This is a genomic window from Sinomonas mesophila (genome assembly GCF_001999765.1).
Taxonomy (GTDB): Bacteria; Actinomycetota; Actinomycetes; order Actinomycetales; family Micrococcaceae; genus Sinomonas; species Sinomonas mesophila.
On record NZ_KV908325.1, the window covers coordinates 78,915 to 99,408 of the forward strand.

Sequence of the window (20,494 nt, forward strand, 5' to 3'; positions counted from 1 at the left end):
ATGACGAGACGGCTGGTTCTCGGGCTCGGCGGCAGCGTCGACTACGAAATCACGTGGTCCTCGGAGGTGATCGAGGAGCTCGCCGAAAGCTATGGCGTTCGCGCCGACGAGCTCGGGACCTCGCCGCCGATCACCGACGAGCGGAGCCTCGTCGTGTCCGTGCTCGGGTACTTCGTCAGGGGCGTCGGGGGAGAGCATCATGTTGCGTCCCCCGACGTCCTCGAGACCTTCGCCTCACGGCTTCCCCGCAAGGTGACGCTGGGAGGAACCGGGGTCCGGGCGGGACTCGCCCTGGCCCGGCTCGGGGTCCCGTCGACCCTCCACCTCGTCAGCGTGAACGAGCACTTTCGGCGCCTGCTGCCCCAGGAGTGCTCGTGGGTCACGAGCGCCGAACAGGACTCGATCGAGCCGCACCTGATCGTGCAGTGGGACAGCGGGGCGCGGGTCCGCGTCGGTGAAACCGAACTCGTCGCTCCCTTCCCCAACCGCCTGATCTACGTCAACGATCCGCCGAACGCCGAGATGCGTCTCAGCCGCGATCTTCCTGCGGCGCTCGCCGAGGCCGACATCGTCCTGCTCTCCGGGCTCAACGCCATGCAGGACGAGCGAACCTTGGCAGCTCGGCTCGACGAGCTGCGATCAGCACTGACATCGCTCCCCGACGAGGCCTTCGTGTACTACGAGGACGCGGGGTTCCACTGGCCGGCCTTCAGTGGGCTGGTCCGTGCAGCGCTGCTCGACCGCATCGACGTCTACGGCATGAACGAAGACGAGCTTCAGACCCATCTCGCCCGCGAGGTCGACCTGCTCGATCCCGTGTCGGTACGACGCGCGGTCACGGACATCGCCGTCGTCATCCCGGCCCGAACGCTCGTGGTCCACACGAAGTATTGGGCCCTTGCGGCGGGAGAACGCGCGGAGCGGTATGCGCCTGCGCTCGCGGGCGGCGTGGCCATGGCAAGCACCCGTTACCGTTTCGGCGACGATTTCACGCCGGCACAGTATGCCGAGGCAGCGGACCTGCCGTTCAACGAAGCGGGTGCGGCGTTCGCCGCGGCGATGTCCGGTCACGGATTGTGCGCCGTTCCGGCCCGGTCCATCACGGCCCCTGCCGCCGCGACCGTCGGACTGGGGGACACGTTCGTCGGCGGGTTCCTGGGTGCCCTCGCGAGAGGCGCCCTCGCGAGAGAAGGAGCAACAGTGTGGACGTGATCGTCCTGCCATCCAACCGACCGGCGAACCGGTTCTATCGCGGGGGCCGCCACATCACGGACTTCCGCGGTGAGTCCCCGGCGGGAAGCCACGAGCCCGAGGATTGGATCGCGTCCACCACCCCCGTGTTCGGCGAACCCGAGATGGGAATCACCGTGTTGCCGGATCACGTCCCTCTGCCGACGGCGGTCCGGCAGGATCCGGAGCGATGGCTGGGCCGGGAGCACGTGGCCGCCTTCGGGGCGGACACGAAGCTCCTCGTCAAGCTGCTCGATGCGGGCCAACGGCTTCCCGTGCATGCCCACCCCGACGGCGCCTTCGCGGCTGCGCATCTCGGCCACGCGCACGGCAAGGCCGAGGCGTGGTACATCCTCCGCGGGGGCACCGTGCACCTCGGCCTGCGCGAGGACGTCGACGCTCACGAGCTTCGCGACCTGATCGACCAGCAGGATTCCGAGCGCCTGCTGGGCCTTCTCCACCACGTCGAGGTCGCACCCGGCGACGTAGTGTTCGTGCCGCCCGGGCAGCTCCACGCGATCGGTGAGGGCGTCTTCCTGCTCGAGGTGCAGGAACCCGAAGACCTGTCGATCCTTCTCGAGTGGCGGGGTTTCGATCTGGACGGTCCCCGGGACGGACACCTGGGGCTCGGTTTCGACCTCGCGCTGACCGCGGTTTCGCGCCGACGCCTCGACGGGGACGCGCTCGATGGGCTGATCACGCGCGCCGCGGACTCGGGCCGGGACTCGGGACCCCTCCTGCCGCGGGCGGCGGACCCGTACTTCGGCATCGAGCGCGTGCTCCTGGACGGTCGGCGGGAGATCGCTTCGGGCTTCGCGGTGATCGTGATCGCAGAGGGGGAGGCCGTTGTCTCCGGGGTCACGATGCCCGCGGGACGCACCGCGGTTGTTCCTCATGCCGTCGGACCCATCGCCGCCAACGGCCACGGCGAGATCCTGGTCTGCCGGCCCCCGAGCCCTCACTAACCAGCCTTCCCACAGAACGTTCACACCCCGCGGGCTTCAGGCGGCCTCTGTGGTCCTCACCGCCTCGAAGACGGTCCTGATGGGCGGCAGGGGATCGCTGAAGTCGATTCCGAGGGCGTCGGCCACCTGACTCTTGAAGTGGGTCGCGAAATCGGAAGCATCGGCCGCGAACCGTCGGTTCGCTTCGATCGGATCCGGCGCCTCGAAGTAGACGCTCGTGAAGTCGCCCATCGGAGTCGAGATGATGTAGGCGCGATGGAGCGTTACCCCGTTCTCTCGGTTGAGGGCTTCCCATTCCGCCTTCCGGGGACCCGTGGTCTCGCCGGTGAGGGCGCGGAGTACCCCTGCCTTCCCCGGCTGGATCGGCGCCGAGAAGGCAATGCCGGGATGGCGCTGGCTGTTCGGCTCGGAGTATTCCAGCCATTGCTCCGCTTCTGGGGGCGGTTGCGCCGAGAGGTCGATTCCGTGGGTGTCCTTGACGAACTCGCGCAGAAGCTGCGCCACCTCGGAGGGGTCATCGATCTGGTTCTGGAAGGACCGTTCGACCGAGTCCGCCTCCTCATAGGTGGTGACGATGTCCCCCATGGGTGTCGTCATCTGGTACACCCGGACCAGGCTCAGCGTGCCAGCGGCCAGGAAGTCCTGCAGCCCCGGATGCTCGGCAAGCTTCGCGCCCATCTCGGCCGGCGCGGCCTCCTTCCCGGGAAGGACGGGGGAGGGAAAGGCTAGCGAATCCATTGTTCTTACCTCCGGTTCAGTGAATCCGTCAGATGCCGCCCCGAACAGTGTGTGCGTGGTGGCGAGAGCCTCGCGGGGGTGCACCGTGCGGTCTCAGCCACCATTGCGCGCGTCGCCGGCAATCCTGTCAACGTCCCGAGAAGCGATCCCCTCACCGGGCGCCGTCGTCCGCTGTGACCCCCGCCACAGGGTCGCAACCAGCCCGCAACCCCCACGCTCCTACGCTCGCATCAGGCCGGACGACCGGCACGAGAGACGAAGGAGTTTCGCCATGACCGTCTACGCATTCCCCGGGACCGAGGGCGCCAAGGTCACCTTCAGGGACCGGTACGAGAACTTCATCGGCGGCGAGTGGGTCGCGCCCGTCGGCGGGCAGTACTTCGAGAACATCACCCCGGTCACGGGCAAGGTCTTCTGCGAGGTCGCGCGCTCGCAGGCCGAGGACATTGAGCTTGCCCTCGACGCCGCGCACAAGGCGGCCCCCGGCTGGGGCAAGACGTCTGTGGCCGAGCGCGCGCTCGTCCTGCACCGGATCGCGGACCGGATCGAGGAGAACCTCGAGCTGCTCGCCGTCGCCGAGACGTGGGACAACGGCAAGCCCGTCCGGGAGACGCTCGCCGCGGACCTGCCGCTCGCCGTCGACCACTTCCGCTACTACGCCGGTGCGATCCGCGCCCAGGAGGGCTCGCTCTCGCAGATCGACGAGACCACGACGGCGTACCACTTCCATGAGCCGCTCGGCGTCGTCGGGCAGATCATCCCGTGGAACTTCCCGCTGCTCATGGCCACGTGGAAGCTCGCCCCAGCGCTCGCGGCAGGCAACGCCGTCGTCCTCAAGCCTGCCGAGCAGACCCCCGCCTCGGTGCTGGTCCTCGCCGAGCTCATCGGCGACCTGCTCCCGGCGGGCGTGCTGAACATCGTCAACGGCTTCGGGGTCGAGGCCGGCAAGCCGCTCGCCTCGTCCCCGCGGATCCGCAAGATCGCCTTCACAGGGGAGACGACGACGGGCCGGCTCATCATGCAGTACGCCTCGCAGAACCTCATCCCGGTCACGCTCGAGCTCGGCGGCAAGAGCCCGAACATCTTCTTCGAGGACATCGCCGCCGCGGACGACGCCTTCTACGACAAGGCCCAGGAGGGCTTCACCCTCTTCGCGCTCAACCAGGGCGAGGTGTGCACGTGCCCGTCCCGGGCGCTGATCCAGGAGGGCATCTACGAGCGGTTCCTGGGCGACGTCGTGGCGCGCACCCGGGCGATCAAGCAGGGCAACCCGCTCGACACCGAGACCATGATCGGCGCGCAGGCCTCGAACGACCAGCTCGAGAAGATCCTCTCCTACATCGAGATCGGCAAGGCCGAGGGCGCCACGGTCCTCACCGGCGGCAGGCGCGCCGAGCTGCCCGGCGAGCTCGCGGGCGGGTTCTACGTCGAGCCGACCATCTTCGAGGGCCACAACGGGATGCGCATCTTCCAGGAGGAGATCTTCGGGCCCGTCGTGTCCGTGGCGAAGTTCTCCGACTACGACGAGGCGCTCGAGATCGCCAACGACACGTTGTATGGCCTCGGCGCCGGCGTGTGGAGCCGCAACGGCAACACCGCGTACCGCGCCGGGCGCGAGATCCAGGCCGGGCGCGTGTGGGTGAACAACTACCACGCGTACCCCGCGCACGCGGCCTTCGGCGGATACAAGTCCTCCGGCATCGGCCGCGAGACGCACCTCATGATGCTCGAGCACTACCAGCAGACCAAGAACCTGCTCGTCTCCTACGCCGAGAGCAAGCTCGGGTTCTTCTGAGCCCTCTCGGAGTCCGCGCGAGACCTCACCCTCATCCAGTCCCATGCAAAGGAGCATGTCCATGACCGCCGCCGCAACCACCAGCCCGACCGCAGCCGCCACCGGAACGTTCCGGGCCGCCGTCGTCCGCACGCTCGGCGAGCCGCTCAGCGTCGACGACCTCGAGATCCCCACTCCCGGCCCCGGCCAGGCGCTCGTCAAGCTCATCGCCTCCGGCGTGTGCCACACCGATCTCCACGCCGCCCAGGGCGACTGGCCGGTCAAGCCCAAGCTCCCGCTCGTGCCAGGGCACGAGGGCGTCGGGACCGTCGTCGCCGTCGGCGAGGGCGTCACCGATCTGGGAGTGGGCGACCTCGTGGGCAACGCGTGGCTCTGGAGCGCATGCGGCTCGTGCGAGCACTGCCGCACCGGCTGGGAGACCCTGTGCGAGTCGCAGTCCAACGGCGGCTACGGCGTCGACGGGTCCTTCGGGCAGTACATGCTCGTCGACGCGAGGTTCGCCGCGCGCATCCCCGAGGGTGCCGACCCGTACGAGATCGCGCCCGTGCTGTGCGCCGGCGTGACCGTGTACAAGGGCCTCAAGCAGACGGAGGTGAAGCCCGGGCAGTGGGTCGTGATCTCGGGCATCGGCGGGCTCGGGCACATCGCCGTCCAGTACGCAGTCGCGATGGGCATGCGCGTCGCGGCCGTCGACGTCGCCGACGAGAAGCTCGCGCTTGCGAAGAAGCACGGCGCCGAGGTGACCGTCAACGCGTTCGCCGAGGACCCGGTCGAGGCTATCCAGAGGGCGACCGGCGGCGCGCACGGCGTCCTCGTCACGGCGGTGCATCCGGCCGCGTTCGGCCAGGCGATCGGGATGACGCGGCGCGGCGGGACGATCGTGTTCAACGGCCTCCCGCCGGGGGACTTCCCGGCGCCGATCTTCGACATCGTGCTCAAGGGCCTCACGATCCGCGGCTCGATCGTCGGCACGCGCCAGGACATGGAGGAGGCGCTCGACTTCTACGCCCGCGGGCACATCCACCCGACCTTCCACACGCGGGACCTGGCCGAGATCAACCAGGTCTTCGACGAGATGCACCGCGCCACGATCGACGGCCGCGTGGTCATCAGGTTCTGATGGGCGTTCCCGCGTCAGCTGCGCTCCACGCGCGGCCCGTGCTTCCCGGGGAGGACTTCTCCCGGGTGGCGCTGGCCGCGCCGGCCCTCCCGCTCCTCGACTCCTTGTGGGGCCGGCACGGAGCGCTCATGTTCCACCAGTCCGGCGGCTGCTGCGACGGGTCCGCGCCGATGTGCTACCCCGCGGGGGAGTTCATGACGGGCGACGCCGATGTGCTGCTCGGCGTCTTCGACCTCCCCGGGCGGGGCGAGCTGCCGTTCTGGATGTCCCGCGAGCAGTTCGGGTACTGGTCCCACACGCACCTGACGGTCGACGTCGTCGTGGGCCGCGGGAGCGGGTTCTCCCTCGAGGCGCCGGAGGGGAAGCGCTTCCTGATCAGGAGCGAGATTCTCGACATCCCCTAGCGAATGACGACGCAGGGTCACCTCCCAGCGTTGCGGGGTCACCTCCCAGCGTTGCGGGGTCGTGTCCCAAGGGTGCGGGGTCGTGTCCCTGCGACGCGGGGTCACATCTCGCACGTGCAGGTTTCCCCGGTGTTACCGTCTCCGAGGCCGCGACACGCCGCAAAAATGACCGACACGCCGAGGTTTGAAGGTTAAAGCTGGGGAAATCTGCGCGCCAGTCTTGGCGAGGGTCGCACCCAGCAGACCCATAGCCACACCACCCGGTCACGGCGTAAGCGCCGGGACCGGCGCGACCCGGCCCGCCGTCGTCGTCCGCTACGCCGAGGAGGGGCCCGCGGCGTCAACGCATCCTGGCTCGAAGGGGTCGCCCCGCCTTGGGCGCATAGGGTGACCCCGGAACGTTGAGAGGTGACCCCGGATCGTTGGGAGGTGACCTCGCAACGTTGGGAGGTGACCCCGCATCCATGGCTGGGTGCGGGGCCACCTCTCCGTCGCGCTGTGTCGCCGGGCCGGACCCTACTTCGAGCCGTGGACCTTGTTGCCCAGCTCGTGGATCGGGGTCCGATAGGTCTCGCGGGCCCAGAGGGCGCCGATGACCGCGAGGACCGTCGAGCCGGCCACGATCCAGGCCGCCGGGCCCCAGTTGGCCGGGACGCCGCCCACGAGGGCGGTACCGAGCAGCGGCGTGAAGCCGGCGCACAGGATGCCGATCTGCAGGCCGATCGCCATGCCCGAGTAGCGGACGCGGACGTTGAACAGCTCGGCGAACCAGGCCGGGTAGATCGCGTTGGACAGCGCGTACGTGCCGGCCGTGATGAGCGTGGAGACCACGAAGACGAGCGGGATGTTCGCCGTCGAGATCGCCCAGAAGTACACGAAGATCAGGACGGTCGAGCCGGTCACGCCGGCGAGGAACACCGGCTTGCGGCCGAACTTGTCCGCGAGCCATGCGCTCAGCGGCTGGGTGGCGATCGCAAGGACGTTGCCGAGGATGCTGACCCAGAGCATCGTCGAGGCGGGGATGCCCACCGAGACGGCGTAGGCCAGGCCGAAGGACTGCATGAACGTGTTCGTGACGGTCTCGAAGGACATAAGCGCGACCTGGAAGAACTGGGCCGGGTGCGTCTTGAGCATGTCCATGAACGGCAGCTTGACGAGGTCGTTGTGCTCGGCCTTCTCCTCGAAGACCTCGGGCTCCTCGAGCGAGCGGCGCACGATGTACGCGACGACGAGGACGAGCAGCGAGGACCAGAACGGGATGCGCCAGCCCCAGGCGAGGCGGTCGGCCTCGGCCATGGATGCGACCGGGAGGAACACGAGCGAGGCCATGACGATGCCGGCGGAGATGCCGCTCATCGCGAACGAGGGGAAGAACGCGCGGCGGCCCACGGGGGACTCCTCCATGGTCAGCGCCGAAGCGCCGGCAGTCTCCGCGCCGGCGGAGAGGCCCTGCATGAGGCGCAGCAGCACGAGCAGGATCGGGGCGAGGTAGCCCGCGGTCTGGAAGTCCGGCAGGACCCCGATGAGGAACGTCGCCGCGCCCATGAGCACGAGCGTCATGACGAGCGTGTTCTTGCGCCCGATCCGGTCGCCGAGGTGGCCGAAGAAGATCGCGCCGAACGGGCGGGCCACGTAGGCCACGCCGAAGGTCGCGAACGAGGCGATCAGGGCGACCGTCGGGTCGCCGGAGGGGAAGAAGATCTTCGAGAACACGAGCGAGGCGGCGGTCGCGTAGACGAAGAAGTCGTAGTACTCGAGCGCGCCGCCGAGGAAGGCAGCGAGGGCGGCCTTCTTGGCGCGGCGGAGCCGCCTGGCCTCGTCCGCGGGGGACCGGAAATCGGGATCCAGGCTCGCGAGCTGGGTCTCGGAGGGCTTGGTCATGGCACGCCTTTCGTGCGTCAGCGGAACGGGGGTGGTGAAGGGGGAGGGGCGGGACGTCTCAGTCCCGGACGGGCGCGGGCCCGGTGCTCGCGCGGACCACGAGGTCCCCGGAGAGGTGGACGGTGCTGGCCGGGCGGTCCGGGTCGCCGATGCGCTCGGTCAGCATGCGGAGGGCGACGGCGCCGCCCCGCTCGTACGGGGTCGTCACCGTGGTCAGGGCCGGGCGGGAGGCCGAGGCGAGCCAGTTGTTGTCGAACCCGATGACGCTCATGTCCTTGCCGACGTTGACGCCGCGGTCAGCGAGCCGGTTCATGCAGCCGAAGGCCATGAGGTCGTTGTGCGCGATCACCGCGGTGACCGGCTCGGCGAGGACGAGGTCCGCGCCGCGGACGCCGGCAGCGTAGGACGGCTCGGCGTGCGTGAGGAGCCGCAGGGTGACGCCGAGGTGGTCGGCGGCCTCCTCCGCCGCGGCGATGCGGACCTGGCTCGAGTAGTTGTCCTCCCGCCCGGGCAGGTACGCGATGGACGTGTGGCCGAGGGCCGCAAGGTGCTCGACCGCCTGCCGCGCGCCCTCGGGGGCCGAGAGCACGACTGAGGGGAGCCCGTCGGTGAGGTGGTTGATGAGCACGACCGGCGAAACGGCGTCGAGCGCCCGCAGGCGCCCGGCGCCGAGACGCGGTGCGAACACGAGCGCGCCGTCGACGCGCCCGATGATCCGCTCGAGCTCCTCGGCGTCCGCCTCGGGATCGTCCTCGCCGTCGACGATGAGCAGCGAGATCGACTGCCGCCGGCAGGCCGCCTGGACGGCCTTGACGAGCGGCGGGTAGTAGGGGTTCGCGATGTCCGGGATGAACAGCGCGATGGTGCCGGTCGCCTCGGCCTTCGCGGGGGCGGGGGTGTAGCCCAGGGAGGCGGCGACGGCGAGGATGCGCTCGCGGGTCTCGGCGTTGACCGAGTCGGGCCGCGTGAAGGACCGGGAGACGGTGGACTTGGAGACGCCCGCGGCCTGCGCGATGTCGGCAATGGTCGCCATGCGAACCTCCTCGTCCGGTGTGTCCAGCTGATCTGATCTGTGGCCGCTGTCACAGCGACTGCATCAAGACTGACATTTTTTCTGCAACACGTCAACGCGTTGCAGAAACGCGTGTACTCTGGATCACATGAGCCTCCCCTCTGAGTCCTACCTGGCCGGCCTGATCGGCGACGGCGTCACGCCGTCCCTCACCCCGCCGCTGCACGAGCGCGAGGGCTCCGAGCACGGACTCCTCTACCTCTACCGGCCCATCGACATCGCCGCGCTGGGCCTCGCGCCCGGGTCCGTCGGCGAGCTCGTGCGCGCCGCGCGGAACCTCGGCTTCAACGGCCTGAACATCACGCACCCGTGCAAGCAGCTCGTCCTGGCGCACCTCGACGAGGTCGACGCCGACGCCGCGCGCCTGGGCGCCGTGAACACCGTCGTCATCCGTCCCGACGGCACCACCGTGGGCCACAACACCGACTGGTCGGGCTTCCTCTCCGCGTTCCGCGCGGGCCTGCCCGGCGCCGCGCTCGGGCGCGTCGTCCAGCTCGGCGCGGGCGGGGCCGGCTCGGCCGTCGCGTACGCGCTGCTCACGGCCGGCGTCGAGCACCTCTCGATCGTCGACGTCGCCCCCGAGCGTGCGGCCGAGCGCACCGCGGAGCTCGCGCGGCTCTTCCCCGCGGCGTCCGTCGAGGCGCGCACGACGGCGGAGCTCGCCCCGCTGCTCGAGGACGCCGACGGCGTCGTGCACTGCACCCCGATCGGGATGGCCGCGCACCCGGGAACGCCCTTCGACACCTCGCTCCTGACGCCGCGGCACTGGGTCGCGGACATCGTCTACCGGCCGATCGAGACCCAGCTCGTGCGCGACGCGCGCGCCGCGGGCTGCCGCGTGCTCGACGGGGGGCGGATGGCCGTGGGCCAGGCCGTCGACGCGTTCCGCATCTTCACGGGCCTCGAGCCGGACGCGGAGCGCATGCGCGAGCACTTCCTCGCGCTGATCGAGGCCGAGGCGCTCGAGGCGGGGGCGCGCTGATGCGCACCGGGATTGCGACGGTCTGCCTCTCGGGGACCCTCGAAGAGAAGATGCGCGCGGCCGCGAAGGCCGGCTTCGACGGCATCGAGATCTTCGAGGCCGACCTCGTGGCCTCGCCGCTGAGCCCCGAGGACGTGCGCGCCCTCGCCGCGGACCTTGGCCTCGGCCTCGACCTCTACCAGCCGTTCCGCGACCTCGACTCCGTCCCCGAGGAGCTCTACCGCGCCAACCTGCGTCGCGCCGAGGCGAAGTTCCGGCTCATGGGCCGGCTCGGGATCGACACGATCCTCGTGTGCAGCAATGTGGCGACCGCGAGCATCGATGACGACGCCCTCCGCGCGGAGCAGCTGCGCGGCCTCGCCGAGCTCGCCGCCGAGCACGGAGTCAGGGTCGCGTACGAGGCGCTCGCGTGGGGCACCTACGTCAACGACTACGAGCACGCGTGGCGGATCGTGGCCGACGCCGACCACCCCAGCCTCGGCACGTGCCTCGACACCTTCCACATCCTCTCGCGCGGCTGGGACACCGAGCCGATCGAGAGGATCCCGGCGGAGAAGATCTTCTTCGTCCAGGTCGCCGACGCCCCCAAGCTCTCGATGGACGTGCTCTCCTGGAGCCGCCACTACCGCGTCTTCCCGGGCGAGGGGCAGTTCGACCTGCCCACGTTCCTGGGCCACGTGGCACGCACGGGCTACAACGGGCCCGTCTCGCTCGAGGTCTTCAACGACACGTTCCGCCAGGCCGACGTCGAGCGCACCGCCGTGGACGCGATGCGCTCGCTCATCTGGCTCGAGGAGCGGACGGCCCAGGCCGCACGCACAGACCAGGCTGCTGGGAGCGGGAAGCTCGCGATGCCGCTGCGCACCCTGCCCGAGGTGGCCCCGCCCGCCGGCGTGAACTTCGCCGAGGTGAAGTCCGCGGACGGGGGGCCGGTCACCGCCGAGCTCGCCCGGCTCTTGGCCCAGCTCGGCTTCGAGGCCCGCGGCGAGCACCGCACCAAGCCCGTCTCGCTGTGGACGCTCGGCGACGCGCGGATAGTCCTCAACCGGCAGCAGGCCCGCGGCGTCGCCCCGGCGATCTCTGCGCTCGGCTTCGACGTGGCCAAGGCGGTCACCGCCGTCGCCCGCGCCGTCCAGCTCAAGGCCGTGCCCGTCCCGCGCCTGTCCCAGGCCGGCGAGGAGGTCCTCCAGGCCGTGCAGGCGCCGGACGGCACGGAGGTGTTCCTGTGCGAGGACACGGCGTGGATGGACGAGTTCGGCGAGCACGCGCCGTCGGCCGCGTCGCCGCAGCCGGGAACGCGCGCCCGGATCGACCACATCAACCTCGCCCAGCCGTGGCAGCACTTCGACGAGGCCGTGCTGTTCTACTCCTCCGTGCTCGCGCTCACGCCGCAGCCTTCGCAGGACGTCTCGAGCCCGACGGGGCTCGTGCGCTCGCAGGTCATGCAGACGGCGGCCGCGGGGGAGGGCGGCCGCGGCGCTGGCTCCGGGGGGCGCGCCGTGCGGCTCGCGCTCAACCTCGCGCCCTGGATCCAGGCCGACTCGGTGCGCGGCACCATGCAGGACTCCTTCCAGGAGCACATCGCCATCGAGGTCGAGGACCTCGTGGCCCACGCGCGGGCCTGCCGGCGGCGCGGGCTGCCGTTCCTGACGATCCCGGAGAACTACTACGAGGATCTCGACGCGCGGTTCGGCCTCGAGCCGGAGTTCCTCGCGACGCTGCGCGAGCTCAACCTGCTGTACGACCGGGATGCCGACGGCGAGTTCATCCACTTCTACACGGCCACCGTGGGGAGCGTGTTCTTCGAGGTCGTGCAGCGGATCGGCGGCTACGACGGGTTCGGGGCGCCCAACGCGCCCATCCGTCACGCCGTGCAGCACGCGCGCCGGCAGGGGCGGTAGCGCGACGGGTCGGGAGGCGCTAGCACGGGCCTCCCCGAGGCCAACATGACGACGCGGGTTCGCCCCGTGTCGTTATGTTTTTGATATCAACTGTGTGTTTGCTTTACCCTTCATGGGATGGCTGACACCCCCCAATTCCGTGATCGCTCGCGGGCGGCGCGCAGGCGCGGCCCCGCCTTTGTCGACTCGTCCCCCAGGAGGCGGGCCCGTAGGCGCCTGACCGGTGGGCCGGCCCTGGCCCCCGTCGTGGGCTCCGGTGCGCTCCTCGCGGTGGCCGTGCTCAGCGGCCCAAGCATCGTGGCCCCCGAGCTCCTCCGCTTCCTCGGGGCCTCGGCCTCGGCCCCCGCGGCTGCGCCGTCCCCCTCGGCGGACTCTTCGCAGGACGCCGCCCTCCCGCTTCTGTCGGCGCCTGCCGGCCCGGTTTTCACGGGCGGCGCGCCGGCGGCCGACGCCGCAAACGCGCCGGACGTCGAGGTCGTCGTGCCCGCCGAGCTGCCCGTGCCGCTGATGGCCGACCCTGCCGCGGCCGCGCCTGCCCCCGCGTTCGTGGCCGTCCCCACGGCGGCCGAGCGCGCCGCGGCTCCCGCGCCCGCCGTCGCGCCCGGGTCCTCCGTCGCGCCCGCGTCGACGTCGACGGCGGAGCCCGCTGCCGCCGCGGCCGAGCCCGCCCCTGCGACGGCGCCTGCCCCCGCGCCGACCGCCGAGCCCGCCCCTGCGACGGAGCCTGCGCCCGCGCCGACGGCCGAGCCTGCGCCCGCGCCGACCACGGAGCCCGCTCCCGCGCCGACGACGGAGCCCGCTCCCGCGCCGACGACGGAGCCCGCTCCCGCGCCGACGACGGAGCCCGCTCCCGCGCCGACGACGGAGCCCGCTCCCGGGAGGAGTGCGTCCGCGCCCGGCCGCGCTGCCCGGTCCTGAGCGGGGCGCCGAGCAAGGCCTCCGACTGGAGAACATGACGACGCGGGCTTCGGCCCGCGTCGTTATCATTTTGATATCAATCGTCTGTTTGGCCTAGCCTTGATGCCCGATGGCAGACACTCCCCGACTCCGTGACCGGTCCAGGTCCGCGCGCAGGCGCGGCCCCATCTTCGTCGACGCCTCCGGCAGGAGCCTGGGCCGCGTCCGTGTGATCGGCGGGGCGGCCCTCGCCGCGGTCGCGGGCTACATGGTCCTCCTCGTGGTGGCTGTGCTCGGCGGCCCGAACGTCGCCGCCCCCTACCTCCAGCCCCTGGTCAAGGCGCCCCAGGCCGCACCCGCTCCCGCCACCACGGGGACGCCCGCGCCGCAGCCGGCCGCCGACGCCCCGGAGAGCGTCGCCGGGGCCGTCCCCGCCGCCGTCGCCGTCCCCGTCTCTGCTCAGCCGGCGCCCGCCGCCGTCCCGGCCGAGGGGGCGCCCGTCGCGGCGCCGTCGGCCCCCGCCGCGGCCGTGCCGTCCGCCCCCGTTGACCCGGGCAAGAGCGAGTCCGCCCCCGGTCAGACCTCCCGACCCACTGCCCCCGCGAAACCGTGACCCCGCGCCGCACCACGGCCCGGCCCACCGGCACGAGGCGCATCGGCACGAGGCGCATCGGCACGAGGCACCCGAGCGCGAAGCGACCCGGCCCGACGGCGGTCCGTGCCCACTGGGCCGTGCTCGCCGCCCTCCTCGTCGCGCTCGGCCTCGCGCTCGCCGTCGAGGGGTACATGCGCCACGCGTCGGGGATCGACGACGGCGCCCCCTCGGCGGCTGCGTCTGCCGGGGGCGCGTCTGCCGGAGGAGCGGCACCCGGAGACGCCGCACCCGGCGCCGGAGCTGCCCAGGCCGCCGTCCCCGCCTCCGTCACCGGCGGCGGCCCCGTCATCGACGCGCGCGGCGGTGCCGTCCAGACGGTCCGGCCGCCCGAGAGAACCGTGGCCCTGACGTTCGACGACGGCCCCGACCCTGAGGTGACGCCGCAGATCCTCGAGGTCCTGCGTCGGCACAACGCGCACGCGACGTTCTTCGCCGTGGGCTCCGCCCTCATCGACCACCCCGAGCTCGCCCGGCGCATCCTCGAGGAGGGCCACGAGCTCGGCGTCCACACGCTGACCCACACGGACCTCGGCAGCGCCCCCGCCTGGCGGCAGCACCTCGAGGTGCAGGGCGCCCAGCAGGCCATCGTCGACGCGACCGGACAGGCCGCCTCCCTCCTGCGGCCGCCCTTCAGCTCCACGAACGCCGCCGTCACCGGCCGCACCTGGTCCGCGATGCGCGCCGCCGCTGACCAGGGCTACCTCACCGTCCTCAGCACCGTGGACAGCGGGGACTGGCGCCGGCCCGGCGCGCCCGCGATCGAGGAGCAGCTCGCACTCTCCGGCGACGAGGGCCAGGTGGTCCTGATGCACGACGGCGGGGGGAGCCGGGACCAGACCGTCGCCGCGCTCGACGCGGCGCTCACCGGATGGGCCGAGCAGGGCTACCGCGTGACCGGCGTCGGCGATGCCCTCGGCGTCGGCACGATGCGCGAGGCGACGCCGGCCGAGCAGCTCGGCGGGGCCGCGTTCGCCTGGGGCGTGCGGCTCAGCGGCTGGGTCGTCACGGCCATCTCGTGGGCGCTGGTCGCGAGCGGCATCGTGACCTTCGCCCGTGCGGTCCTCGTCATGGGTGTCGCGGCGCAGCACAGCCGTCAATCCCGGCTGCACCGGGCGGTGGGCCGCGGCCGCCGGCGCGTGGACATCCCGGTCCGGCCCGACGTCACGGAACGGGTCACCGTCGTCGTCCCCGCCTACAACGAGTCGGCGGGGATCGAGGCCGCCGTCCGGTCCATTGCCGCCTCGACCCACCCCGTCGAGGTCATCGTCGTCGACGACGGCTCGACCGACGGGACGGCGGAGATCGTCGAGGCGCTCGGCCTGCCCGGGGTCAGGCTGATCCGGAAGGAGAACGGCGGCAAGCCGTCCGCCCTCAACGCCGGGCTCGAGGCCGCCTCGTGCGAGATCGTCGTCATGGTCGACGGCGACACGGTCTTCGAGCCGGGCACCGTCCGCGCGCTCGTCCAGCCCTTCGCCGACCCCGCGATCGGCGCCGTCTCCGGCAACACGAAGGTCGCGAACCGCGGCGGGATCCTCGGGGCGTGGCAGCACATCGAATACGTCGTCGGGTTCAACCTCGACCGCCGGCTCTTCGACGTCGGCGAGTGCATGCCGACCGTCCCCGGGGCCATCGGGGCGTTCCGCCGCGACGCCCTGCGGCGCGTCGGCGGCGTCAGTGAGGACACGCTCGCCGAGGACACCGACCTCACGATGTCGCTCTGCCGCGACGGCTGGCGCGTCGTGTACAAGGACGACGCCCTGGCCTGGACCGAGGCCCCGGCGACCCTCGGCGCGCTCTGGAAGCAGCGTTATCGGTGGTGCTACGGGACGCTGCAGGCCATGTGGAAGCACCGCGGCGCCGTCGTGCAGCGCGGGGCGGCGGGCAAGCTCGGCCGGCGCGGCCTCGGCTACCTGCTCGTGCTGCAGGTCCTGCTCCCGCTCTTCGCCCCCGTGGTCGACGTCTTCGCCGTCTACGGGCTCATCTTCCTCGACCCGGTCCGGATCGCGGCGCTGTGGCTCGTGTTCCTCGCGGTGCAGCTGGGCATGGCCGCGTACGCCTTCAGGCTCGACGGCGAGCGGCTGGGGCCGCTGTGGACGCTCCCGCTCCAGCAGCTCGTCTACCGCCAGCTCATGTACCTCGTCGTCATCCAGTCTGTCGTCACCGCCTTCGCCGGCGTGCACCTCAGGTGGCACCGCATGGAGCGCTACGGGACCCTGCGCGTGCCGCGCGCCCGGATTGGCGAAGACCACCGCGGGTAGTCCTCCCACGTCGGGGGGAGCACGCCCCCACCTGAGCGCACAGGAGGCCACGATGACGGTGAAGCTGAACAACAAGGCGTACGAGCATGCCAAGGCGCTCGTCCGCGAGGGCAAGGTCGTCTCCGACGAGCGCGACGACTGGAGCGAGCACGCGCCGTCGACGGAGACGTTCAACGAGCTCCTCGACAACGAGGGCGAGGGCGAGTACTCGAAGTGGTTCCTCGGGATCGACGATGAGGAGGGCGGACCGAAGGGGAAGTACAAGTTCCCCTACGGCGACCTGAAGAAGGTGCACCGCTGCGCGGTCATCTCCGGGGAGAGCCGCGCGGGCCAGTACGACCACTATGACGTGCGCGACGCGCTCAAGGACCTGCTCACGCGCATCGACGAGCGCTGACGACGCCGCAACGCCGCATCGCAACACGCTGGAATGCGGGCCTGAAAGGCGCGTGTTGCGATGCGGCGTTGCCATGCGGGCCATACGGGTTGCGGCAGGGCCTCCCTCCGCCCGCGGCCCACGTCGTAGCGTGGTCTGCATGGACAACCGAGCCGAGGTGCGAGAGTTCCTCATCTCCCGCCGCGGACGCATCACCCCCGAGCAGGCAGGCATCCAGCCCATCGGCGGGCGCCGCCGCGTCGCGGGCCTGCGGCGCGAGGAAGTGGCCCGCCTCGCGGGCGTCAGCGTCGACTACTACACCCGCCTCGAGCGCGGGAACCTCTCGGGCGTCTCGGACAGCGTCCTCGACGCGATCGCGCGGGCCCTCGAGCTCGACCGCGCCGAGCACGACCACCTGTACGACCTCGCGAGGGCCTCGAGCGGCCCGGCGCGGCGGAGGACGACGGCGGGCGGCTCGCCGTCGTCGTCGTCCGTCCGCCCCGTCCTGCAGAACCTCCTCGACGCGATCACGGGCGCGCCCGCGTTCATCGGGAACAACCGGATGGACATCGTCGCCGCCAACCTGCTCGGCTTCGCCCTCTACTCCGACATGTACCGGGGCCCCTCGCGGCCGGCCAACCACTCGCGGTTCATCTTCCTCGACCCGCGCTCGCAGGACTTCTACACGGACTGGAACGCGGCCGCGAACGCCAACGTGGCCATCCTGCGCCGCGAGGCGGGCCGCAACCCGCATGACAAGCAGCTCGCCGAGCTCATCGGCGAGCTCTCCATGCGCAGCGAGGAGTTCCGCACCCGGTGGGCGGCGCACAATGTCCGCCGGCACTACACGGGGGCCAAGACCTTTCGGCACCCCGTGGTCGGGCTCCTCGAGCTGAACTACCAGGTCCTCGAGCTCGAGGAGGATCCGGGGCACACCCTCACGGTGTACCCCGCCGTCCCCGGGAGCCCCGCGGACGAGGCGCTCCGGCTCCTCGCGTCGTGGGCCGCGAGCGAGAAGATCATGGAGACGGTGGGGGTTCCTCGGGCGGGGGCGGGCCATGCGACGGCGTAGGGCCCAGGCCGTCGGGCCGTGTGGGCGCCGTCGGTTTGGGCGCCGTCCGTTTGGGCGCCGTCGCCTCGGGTACGGCACAGTCGGGGCCGAATGGCCACGCCGACCCCCGCGGCTACCTAAGGAGGCAGAACATGACTGGCGAAGTGCCTGAAGCCGACGCGGTCGAGCAGAGCATCCCTGCGCGGCCGGCCGCCCAGGACGCGGCCGCCCAGGCCGCGCCCGGCGGCGGGACTCCGGCGGACGCGACCGAGGCGGACTACCTCGAGCAGCGGACCCCGGCCGTGCCGGACGAGGGCCCCGGGGTGATCAACCCGGACGCCGAGGCCTCCGAGGCGGACCTGCTGGAGCAGGCAGAGGGGCTGCCGGGCGACGACGAGGACTACCCGCCCGCGGGCGGCGAGTTCGAGGAATAGCGGGAATTGTTGGGTTGGGACGGGTCGCGGGCCTCCGCACCCGCCCCAACCCAACAATTGCGGGGAGAGGCGGCCTCAGGCCCCCGTGCCCGCCCCGTTGCCGAGGTAGACCGCCCCGAGACGCCGATTGCGAGAACTGCCTGAGTGCGCAGTCGCACCGCGTCCGACTACTCGGGCAGAGGCCCTTCCTGACGGATCCAGGATGCTGAGCCGTTGAACTCCTCGATGGCCGCCGCCACCGCGGCCGGATGGGACAGCATGGGCAGGTGCCCGGCGGGGACCTCGGACCGGAAGGCTGGACCCAGCCGATCGGCGTAGCGGCGTTGCGCGGCGGGCGGGAGCTCGCGGTCCTCGGTTGTGACGATGTACCCCTTGCGCGGCTGGGTGCGCAGGGTGTTCGAGTCCGTCCGGCTCGTGAAGTAGCTGAGCGGCTCGGGTTCGAAGTCGGCAATGAGCCGCTCGATCGTCGCGTCGTCGAGCCCGGAGCCGAGGCCGCTGCGGATGGCAGAGTCCGGCGGGCGCGTTCCCGCGACCCGAAGGACGAGCGGGAGGAGCAGCCGGTTCGGGAACGGCGTCGACGAGACGAAGGATCCGCCGGCTGTCGGGATGACGGCAGCGACCCCGAGGACTCCGGCGATCCGTTCGGGGGCGAGGCGCGTGAGCTCGCTCGCCACGACGCCGCCAGCCGAGTGGGCCACGACCGTGACGTCCTGACCCGGGCTCGCCTCGAGCGCGGCCTGCGCGTAGTCCGTCACCGACCCACTCCCCGGGTGGGGAGCGACGACGGAGGGCGGCTTCATCCGTTCCCGGACCGAGTCCCAGATCCACGCGGGAAGGCCGGCCCCGGAGATGAACAGCAGTGGAGTTTCCATGGCCCCGATTCTGTCCTCTCGGTGCCTGGTCGGGCCATCCCTCGGGAGGGTGATCCGCACCCTGTTCCGGCAGCGCGTCGGCAGCCGGATCGCCCAGAAGAGATGCGCGCTGCGCGCTGTGGTCGCTGAGCCTCAATCGGCCTTCGCGTAGATCGCGGCGCTGACGAACTCAAGGCCCACGAACTTCTCGTCGCCGTTGACCCACGCGTCGTGGCCCGGCGGGATCGTGTAGGAATCGCCCGCCGTCACGGTGGCCTCCTCGCCGCTCTCGAGGCGGACCGTGAGCGAGCCGGAGACGACGTAGCCCACGTGGTTGTTCTGGCAGCTCTCGGTCTTGACCACCGGCTTGATGCACTCCGACCAGCGCCAGCCGGGCTCGAACGTGAACCGCCCGATTGTGTAGTCGCCAACGTGAACGACGTCGACCTGGGTCTTCTCGGGGGTCCGCCGCTCGTCGGGCTCGTTGTGGGACTTCTTGGCCAGGCTCGTGACGAGATTCGTGGCGCTGCCGGGGTTGGTGGACATGGCATTCTCCTTCGGATTGAGGTGCCGCCCCACGCGTCTCCAGCCTTCTCAGCGGGGCGACTCACTCGGGACGGGTTCAGTGGGCGTGGTCTCCTCGGCTGTACTCGAAGACCCACCCGATGAGCGAGATGAGCGCAGCGCCCGCTCCGATAAAGAGCAGCCACCAGTCGATGGCCACGCCGAGAATGGAGATGGCGGCTGCGGCTCCGAGCGTGATGGGCCACCAGCTCCACGGACTGAAGTGGCCCTGCTCGCCGGCGCCCTCGTGGATTTCGGCGTCCTCGCGGTCCTCTGGCCGGGTTCCGACACGTCGGGACGTGACGCCGAGATAGGAGCCGATCAAGACGGAGAGTCCGCCCAGCAGGAGCATGCCGATGACGCCGACCCACTCGGACCAGTTCGTGAGCCACCCGTAGATGGCAGCGAGCGGGATGAAGAAGAATGCTCCCGTTCCAAAGAGCCAGGTTTCGACCTTCATCAGTGGGCGTCCTTCCGATCGGCCGAGACTGCCCAGCGGCCGGTGGTGGTTCGGGGTCCGACCGCTGGTACCTACGGACTCGAAGATACGCCGGGGCGCATCCCACGTCAGTACTCCAAGCAGCGGAGGCCTCCGCCTTGAGGAACATGAGTTTCTCCTCGACGCCATGGAGGCGCAGGATGCGGAGAAGGCGGCGTCGATCATGGCCAGCCATCTGCGGCACGTCCGGGGTGCCTGGGCAGGCGGGATCGAGACGCCCCAGAGCTGACGCGGGGCCGACGTTCTGCAGGACCACGTCCCGCGGAGGCCGACCCCGCGGATCAGGCACTGGGTGTGGTGTGGCGGAGCCGCCGGGCGGCCGCCCGGAGCTGGATGATCCGCACCGCGCCGACGACGGCGACGAGGACTCCGCCAGCGACGGCAGCGATGAAGAGCGCGAGGCCGAGCGGGACGGGGCCCTCGAATCCGAGGAATCTCACGAGCACGAGGTCCTGGTTCTGGATGAAGAAGACGACCAGGAGCACGAAGACAACCAGCGCTGTGACGACGGCGGCCCACGTCATCCCCGCTCTGGTCACACGGGGCTTGTCAGGATGGCCCGCGGCGGGCACAGGGCGGGCGGCCCCGCGCTCGCCGGGCCTGCGCTCGCTGTCCCCACCCGGCTGGGGCCGGAAGGGCGGGCGCTCGTGGCTGTTGGGATCGGAGGTCATCGGCAGTGCCGTCCTTTCAGGCCTGACGTCCGTCATGCGCTGTCCTCCCGACTTTCCCCCGCGCAGCACCCAGGCAAACACGGCCTGGATGAGTGCGTTCCTGCGCGCCTCACTCGACGTCGGGCTCCCGGCCTCCCACAGCGCACCCCT

Annotated in this window: 21 protein-coding genes; 14 read left to right on the plus strand and 7 right to left on the minus strand. The window is 71.2% G+C overall.

Annotated features, from left to right (window positions below; all coding sequences use genetic code 11):
* Both BV907_RS05575 and BV907_RS05580 read left to right on the plus strand, forming a co-directional pair.
* On the plus strand, window positions 1-1,212 hold the full coding sequence (locus BV907_RS05575; RefSeq protein WP_077488746.1) for an ADP-dependent glucokinase/phosphofructokinase: 1,212 nt from the start codon (window positions 1-3) through the stop codon (window positions 1,210-1,212).
* Window positions 1,203-2,195 carry a class I mannose-6-phosphate isomerase gene (locus tag BV907_RS05580; protein WP_139346621.1) on the plus strand — a complete coding sequence of 331 codons (993 nt, stop codon included), beginning with the start codon at window positions 1,203-1,205 and terminating at the stop codon, window positions 2,193-2,195. The genes BV907_RS05575 and BV907_RS05580 overlap by 10 nt, the downstream gene beginning before the upstream one ends.
* Window positions 2,196-2,231: 36 nt before the next feature.
* Here the strand turns inward: BV907_RS05580 and BV907_RS05585 are convergent, their stop codons facing one another.
* The gene (locus tag BV907_RS05585) at window positions 2,232-2,873 is read right to left on the minus strand and encodes a hypothetical protein (protein ID WP_077488747.1); all 642 of its coding nucleotides are present in this window, start codon (window positions 2,871-2,873) and stop codon (window positions 2,232-2,234) included.
* A 331-nt stretch (window positions 2,874-3,204) separates the two neighbouring features.
* On the opposite strand from BV907_RS05585, the gene adh reads away from it, so the two are divergent.
* From adh to BV907_RS05600, 3 genes are all read left to right on the plus strand, one after another.
* Entirely contained in the window at window positions 3,205-4,728 is a 1,524-nt protein-coding gene (gene adh, locus BV907_RS05590) for an aldehyde dehydrogenase (protein WP_077488748.1), read from the plus strand.
* Window positions 4,729-4,789: 61 nt separating this feature from the next.
* Window positions 4,790-5,848 carry an alcohol dehydrogenase AdhP gene (adhP, locus tag BV907_RS05595; RefSeq protein WP_077488749.1) on the plus strand — a complete coding sequence of 353 codons (1,059 nt, stop codon included), beginning with the start codon at window positions 4,790-4,792 and terminating at the stop codon, window positions 5,846-5,848.
* Window positions 5,848-6,252, plus strand: a complete 405-nt coding sequence (locus BV907_RS05600; protein ID WP_077488750.1) for a DUF779 domain-containing protein — start codon at window positions 5,848-5,850, stop codon at window positions 6,250-6,252. Before adhP ends, BV907_RS05600 begins: the two co-directional genes overlap by 1 nt.
* Before the next feature lie 516 nt (window positions 6,253-6,768).
* On the opposite strand, the gene BV907_RS05605 is transcribed toward BV907_RS05600, so the two are convergent.
* Both BV907_RS05605 and BV907_RS05610 read right to left on the minus strand, forming a co-directional pair.
* On the minus strand, window positions 6,769-8,133 hold the full coding sequence (locus BV907_RS05605; protein ID WP_077488751.1) for an MFS transporter: 1,365 nt from the start codon (window positions 8,131-8,133) through the stop codon (window positions 6,769-6,771).
* A gap of 58 nt (window positions 8,134-8,191) precedes the next feature.
* Entirely contained in the window at window positions 8,192-9,166 is a 975-nt protein-coding gene (locus tag BV907_RS05610) for a LacI family DNA-binding transcriptional regulator (RefSeq protein WP_077488752.1), read from the minus strand.
* Window positions 9,167-9,293: 127 nt separating this feature from the next.
* On the opposite strand from BV907_RS05610, the gene BV907_RS05615 reads away from it, so the two are divergent.
* From BV907_RS05615 to BV907_RS05650, 8 genes are all read left to right on the plus strand, one after another.
* Complete coding sequence (locus BV907_RS05615; RefSeq protein ID WP_077488753.1) at window positions 9,294-10,187, plus strand: shikimate dehydrogenase; 894 nt, start codon at window positions 9,294-9,296, stop codon at window positions 10,185-10,187.
* On the plus strand, window positions 10,187-12,088 hold the full coding sequence (locus BV907_RS05620; protein WP_077488754.1) for a bifunctional sugar phosphate isomerase/epimerase/4-hydroxyphenylpyruvate dioxygenase family protein: 1,902 nt from the start codon (window positions 10,187-10,189) through the stop codon (window positions 12,086-12,088). Before BV907_RS05615 ends, BV907_RS05620 begins: the two co-directional genes overlap by 1 nt.
* A 117-nt stretch (window positions 12,089-12,205) precedes the next feature.
* The gene (locus BV907_RS18735) at window positions 12,206-13,006 is read left to right on the plus strand and encodes a hypothetical protein (RefSeq protein WP_175637380.1); all 801 of its coding nucleotides are present in this window, start codon (window positions 12,206-12,208) and stop codon (window positions 13,004-13,006) included.
* A 109-nt stretch (window positions 13,007-13,115) separates the two neighbouring features.
* Entirely contained in the window at window positions 13,116-13,598 is a 483-nt protein-coding gene (locus tag BV907_RS05630; RefSeq protein WP_139346623.1) for a hypothetical protein, read from the plus strand.
* The gene (locus BV907_RS05635) at window positions 13,595-15,898 is read left to right on the plus strand and encodes a bifunctional polysaccharide deacetylase/glycosyltransferase family 2 protein (protein WP_245827811.1); all 2,304 of its coding nucleotides are present in this window, start codon (window positions 13,595-13,597) and stop codon (window positions 15,896-15,898) included. The genes BV907_RS05630 and BV907_RS05635 overlap by 4 nt, the downstream gene beginning before the upstream one ends.
* A gap of 52 nt (window positions 15,899-15,950) precedes the next feature.
* Entirely contained in the window at window positions 15,951-16,295 is a 345-nt protein-coding gene (locus tag BV907_RS05640; RefSeq protein WP_077488757.1) for a hypothetical protein, read from the plus strand.
* A 139-nt stretch (window positions 16,296-16,434) separates the two neighbouring features.
* Window positions 16,435-17,346: a helix-turn-helix transcriptional regulator gene (locus BV907_RS05645; protein ID WP_077488894.1), complete on the plus strand. Its 912-nt coding sequence runs from the start codon at window positions 16,435-16,437 to the stop codon at window positions 17,344-17,346.
* A 131-nt stretch (window positions 17,347-17,477) separates the two neighbouring features.
* On the plus strand, window positions 17,478-17,759 hold the full coding sequence (locus BV907_RS05650) for a hypothetical protein (protein ID WP_077488758.1): 282 nt from the start codon (window positions 17,478-17,480) through the stop codon (window positions 17,757-17,759).
* A 167-nt stretch (window positions 17,760-17,926) separates the two neighbouring features.
* Here the strand turns inward: BV907_RS05650 and BV907_RS05655 are convergent, their stop codons facing one another.
* From BV907_RS05655 to BV907_RS05665, 3 genes are all read right to left on the minus strand, one after another.
* A complete protein-coding gene (locus BV907_RS05655) occupies window positions 17,927-18,631 on the minus strand; it encodes an alpha/beta fold hydrolase (protein WP_077488759.1) in 705 nt (234 codons plus the stop codon).
* Between the two features lie 132 nt (window positions 18,632-18,763).
* Entirely contained in the window at window positions 18,764-19,156 is a 393-nt protein-coding gene (locus tag BV907_RS05660) for a cupin domain-containing protein (protein WP_077488760.1), read from the minus strand.
* Window positions 19,157-19,232: 76 nt separating this feature from the next.
* Window positions 19,233-19,634, minus strand: coding sequence for a cytochrome c oxidase subunit 4 (locus BV907_RS05665; RefSeq protein ID WP_077488761.1), 402 nt, complete (start codon window positions 19,632-19,634; stop codon window positions 19,233-19,235).
* Here BV907_RS05665 and BV907_RS19765 point away from each other — a divergent pair.
* Window positions 19,588-19,902: an FCD domain-containing protein gene (locus BV907_RS19765; protein WP_217697884.1), complete on the plus strand. Its 315-nt coding sequence runs from the start codon at window positions 19,588-19,590 to the stop codon at window positions 19,900-19,902. The genes BV907_RS05665 and BV907_RS19765 overlap by 47 nt on opposite strands.
* Window positions 19,903-19,954: 52 nt before the next feature.
* Here the strand turns inward: BV907_RS19765 and BV907_RS05670 are convergent, their stop codons facing one another.
* Window positions 19,955-20,344 carry a lipopolysaccharide assembly protein LapA domain-containing protein gene (locus tag BV907_RS05670; protein WP_245827812.1) on the minus strand — a complete coding sequence of 130 codons (390 nt, stop codon included), beginning with the start codon at window positions 20,342-20,344 and terminating at the stop codon, window positions 19,955-19,957.
* Window positions 20,345-20,494: the final 150 nt, after the last annotated feature.

Bases quoted from the DNA above. Each gene is read 5' to 3' on its own strand.
- BV907_RS05575 (WP_077488746.1), top strand. From the start codon at position 1: ATGACGAGACGGCTGGTTCTCGGGCTCGGCGGCAGCGTCGACTACGAA.
- BV907_RS05585 (WP_077488747.1), bottom strand. From the start codon at position 2,873: ATGGGCGCGAAGCTTGCCGAGCATCCGGGGCTGCAGGACTTCCTGGCC.
- adh (WP_077488748.1), top strand. From the start codon at position 3,205: ATGACCGTCTACGCATTCCCCGGGACCGAGGGCGCCAAGGTCACCTTC.
- adhP (WP_077488749.1), top strand. From the start codon at position 4,790: ATGACCGCCGCCGCAACCACCAGCCCGACCGCAGCCGCCACCGGAACG.
- BV907_RS05600 (WP_077488750.1), top strand. From the start codon at position 5,848: ATGGGCGTTCCCGCGTCAGCTGCGCTCCACGCGCGGCCCGTGCTTCCC.
- BV907_RS05605 (WP_077488751.1), bottom strand. From the start codon at position 8,133: ATGACCAAGCCCTCCGAGACCCAGCTCGCGAGCCTGGATCCCGATTTC.
- BV907_RS05610 (WP_077488752.1), bottom strand. From the start codon at position 9,166: ATGGCGACCATTGCCGACATCGCGCAGGCCGCGGGCGTCTCCAAGTCC.
- BV907_RS05615 (WP_077488753.1), top strand. From the start codon at position 9,294: ATGAGCCTCCCCTCTGAGTCCTACCTGGCCGGCCTGATCGGCGACGGC.
- BV907_RS05620 (WP_077488754.1), top strand. From the start codon at position 10,187: ATGCGCACCGGGATTGCGACGGTCTGCCTCTCGGGGACCCTCGAAGAG.
- BV907_RS18735 (WP_175637380.1), top strand. From the start codon at position 12,206: ATGGCTGACACCCCCCAATTCCGTGATCGCTCGCGGGCGGCGCGCAGG.
- BV907_RS05630 (WP_139346623.1), top strand. From the start codon at position 13,116: ATGGCAGACACTCCCCGACTCCGTGACCGGTCCAGGTCCGCGCGCAGG.
- BV907_RS05640 (WP_077488757.1), top strand. From the start codon at position 15,951: ATGACGGTGAAGCTGAACAACAAGGCGTACGAGCATGCCAAGGCGCTC.
- BV907_RS05645 (WP_077488894.1), top strand. From the start codon at position 16,435: ATGGACAACCGAGCCGAGGTGCGAGAGTTCCTCATCTCCCGCCGCGGA.
- BV907_RS05650 (WP_077488758.1), top strand. From the start codon at position 17,478: ATGACTGGCGAAGTGCCTGAAGCCGACGCGGTCGAGCAGAGCATCCCT.
- BV907_RS05655 (WP_077488759.1), bottom strand. From the start codon at position 18,631: ATGGAAACTCCACTGCTGTTCATCTCCGGGGCCGGCCTTCCCGCGTGG.
- BV907_RS05660 (WP_077488760.1), bottom strand. From the start codon at position 19,156: ATGTCCACCAACCCCGGCAGCGCCACGAATCTCGTCACGAGCCTGGCC.
- BV907_RS19765 (WP_217697884.1), top strand. From the start codon at position 19,588: ATGAAGAAGAATGCTCCCGTTCCAAAGAGCCAGGTTTCGACCTTCATC.
- BV907_RS05665 (WP_077488761.1), bottom strand. From the start codon at position 19,634: ATGAAGGTCGAAACCTGGCTCTTTGGAACGGGAGCATTCTTCTTCATC.
- BV907_RS05670 (WP_245827812.1), bottom strand. From the start codon at position 20,344: ATGACCTCCGATCCCAACAGCCACGAGCGCCCGCCCTTCCGGCCCCAG.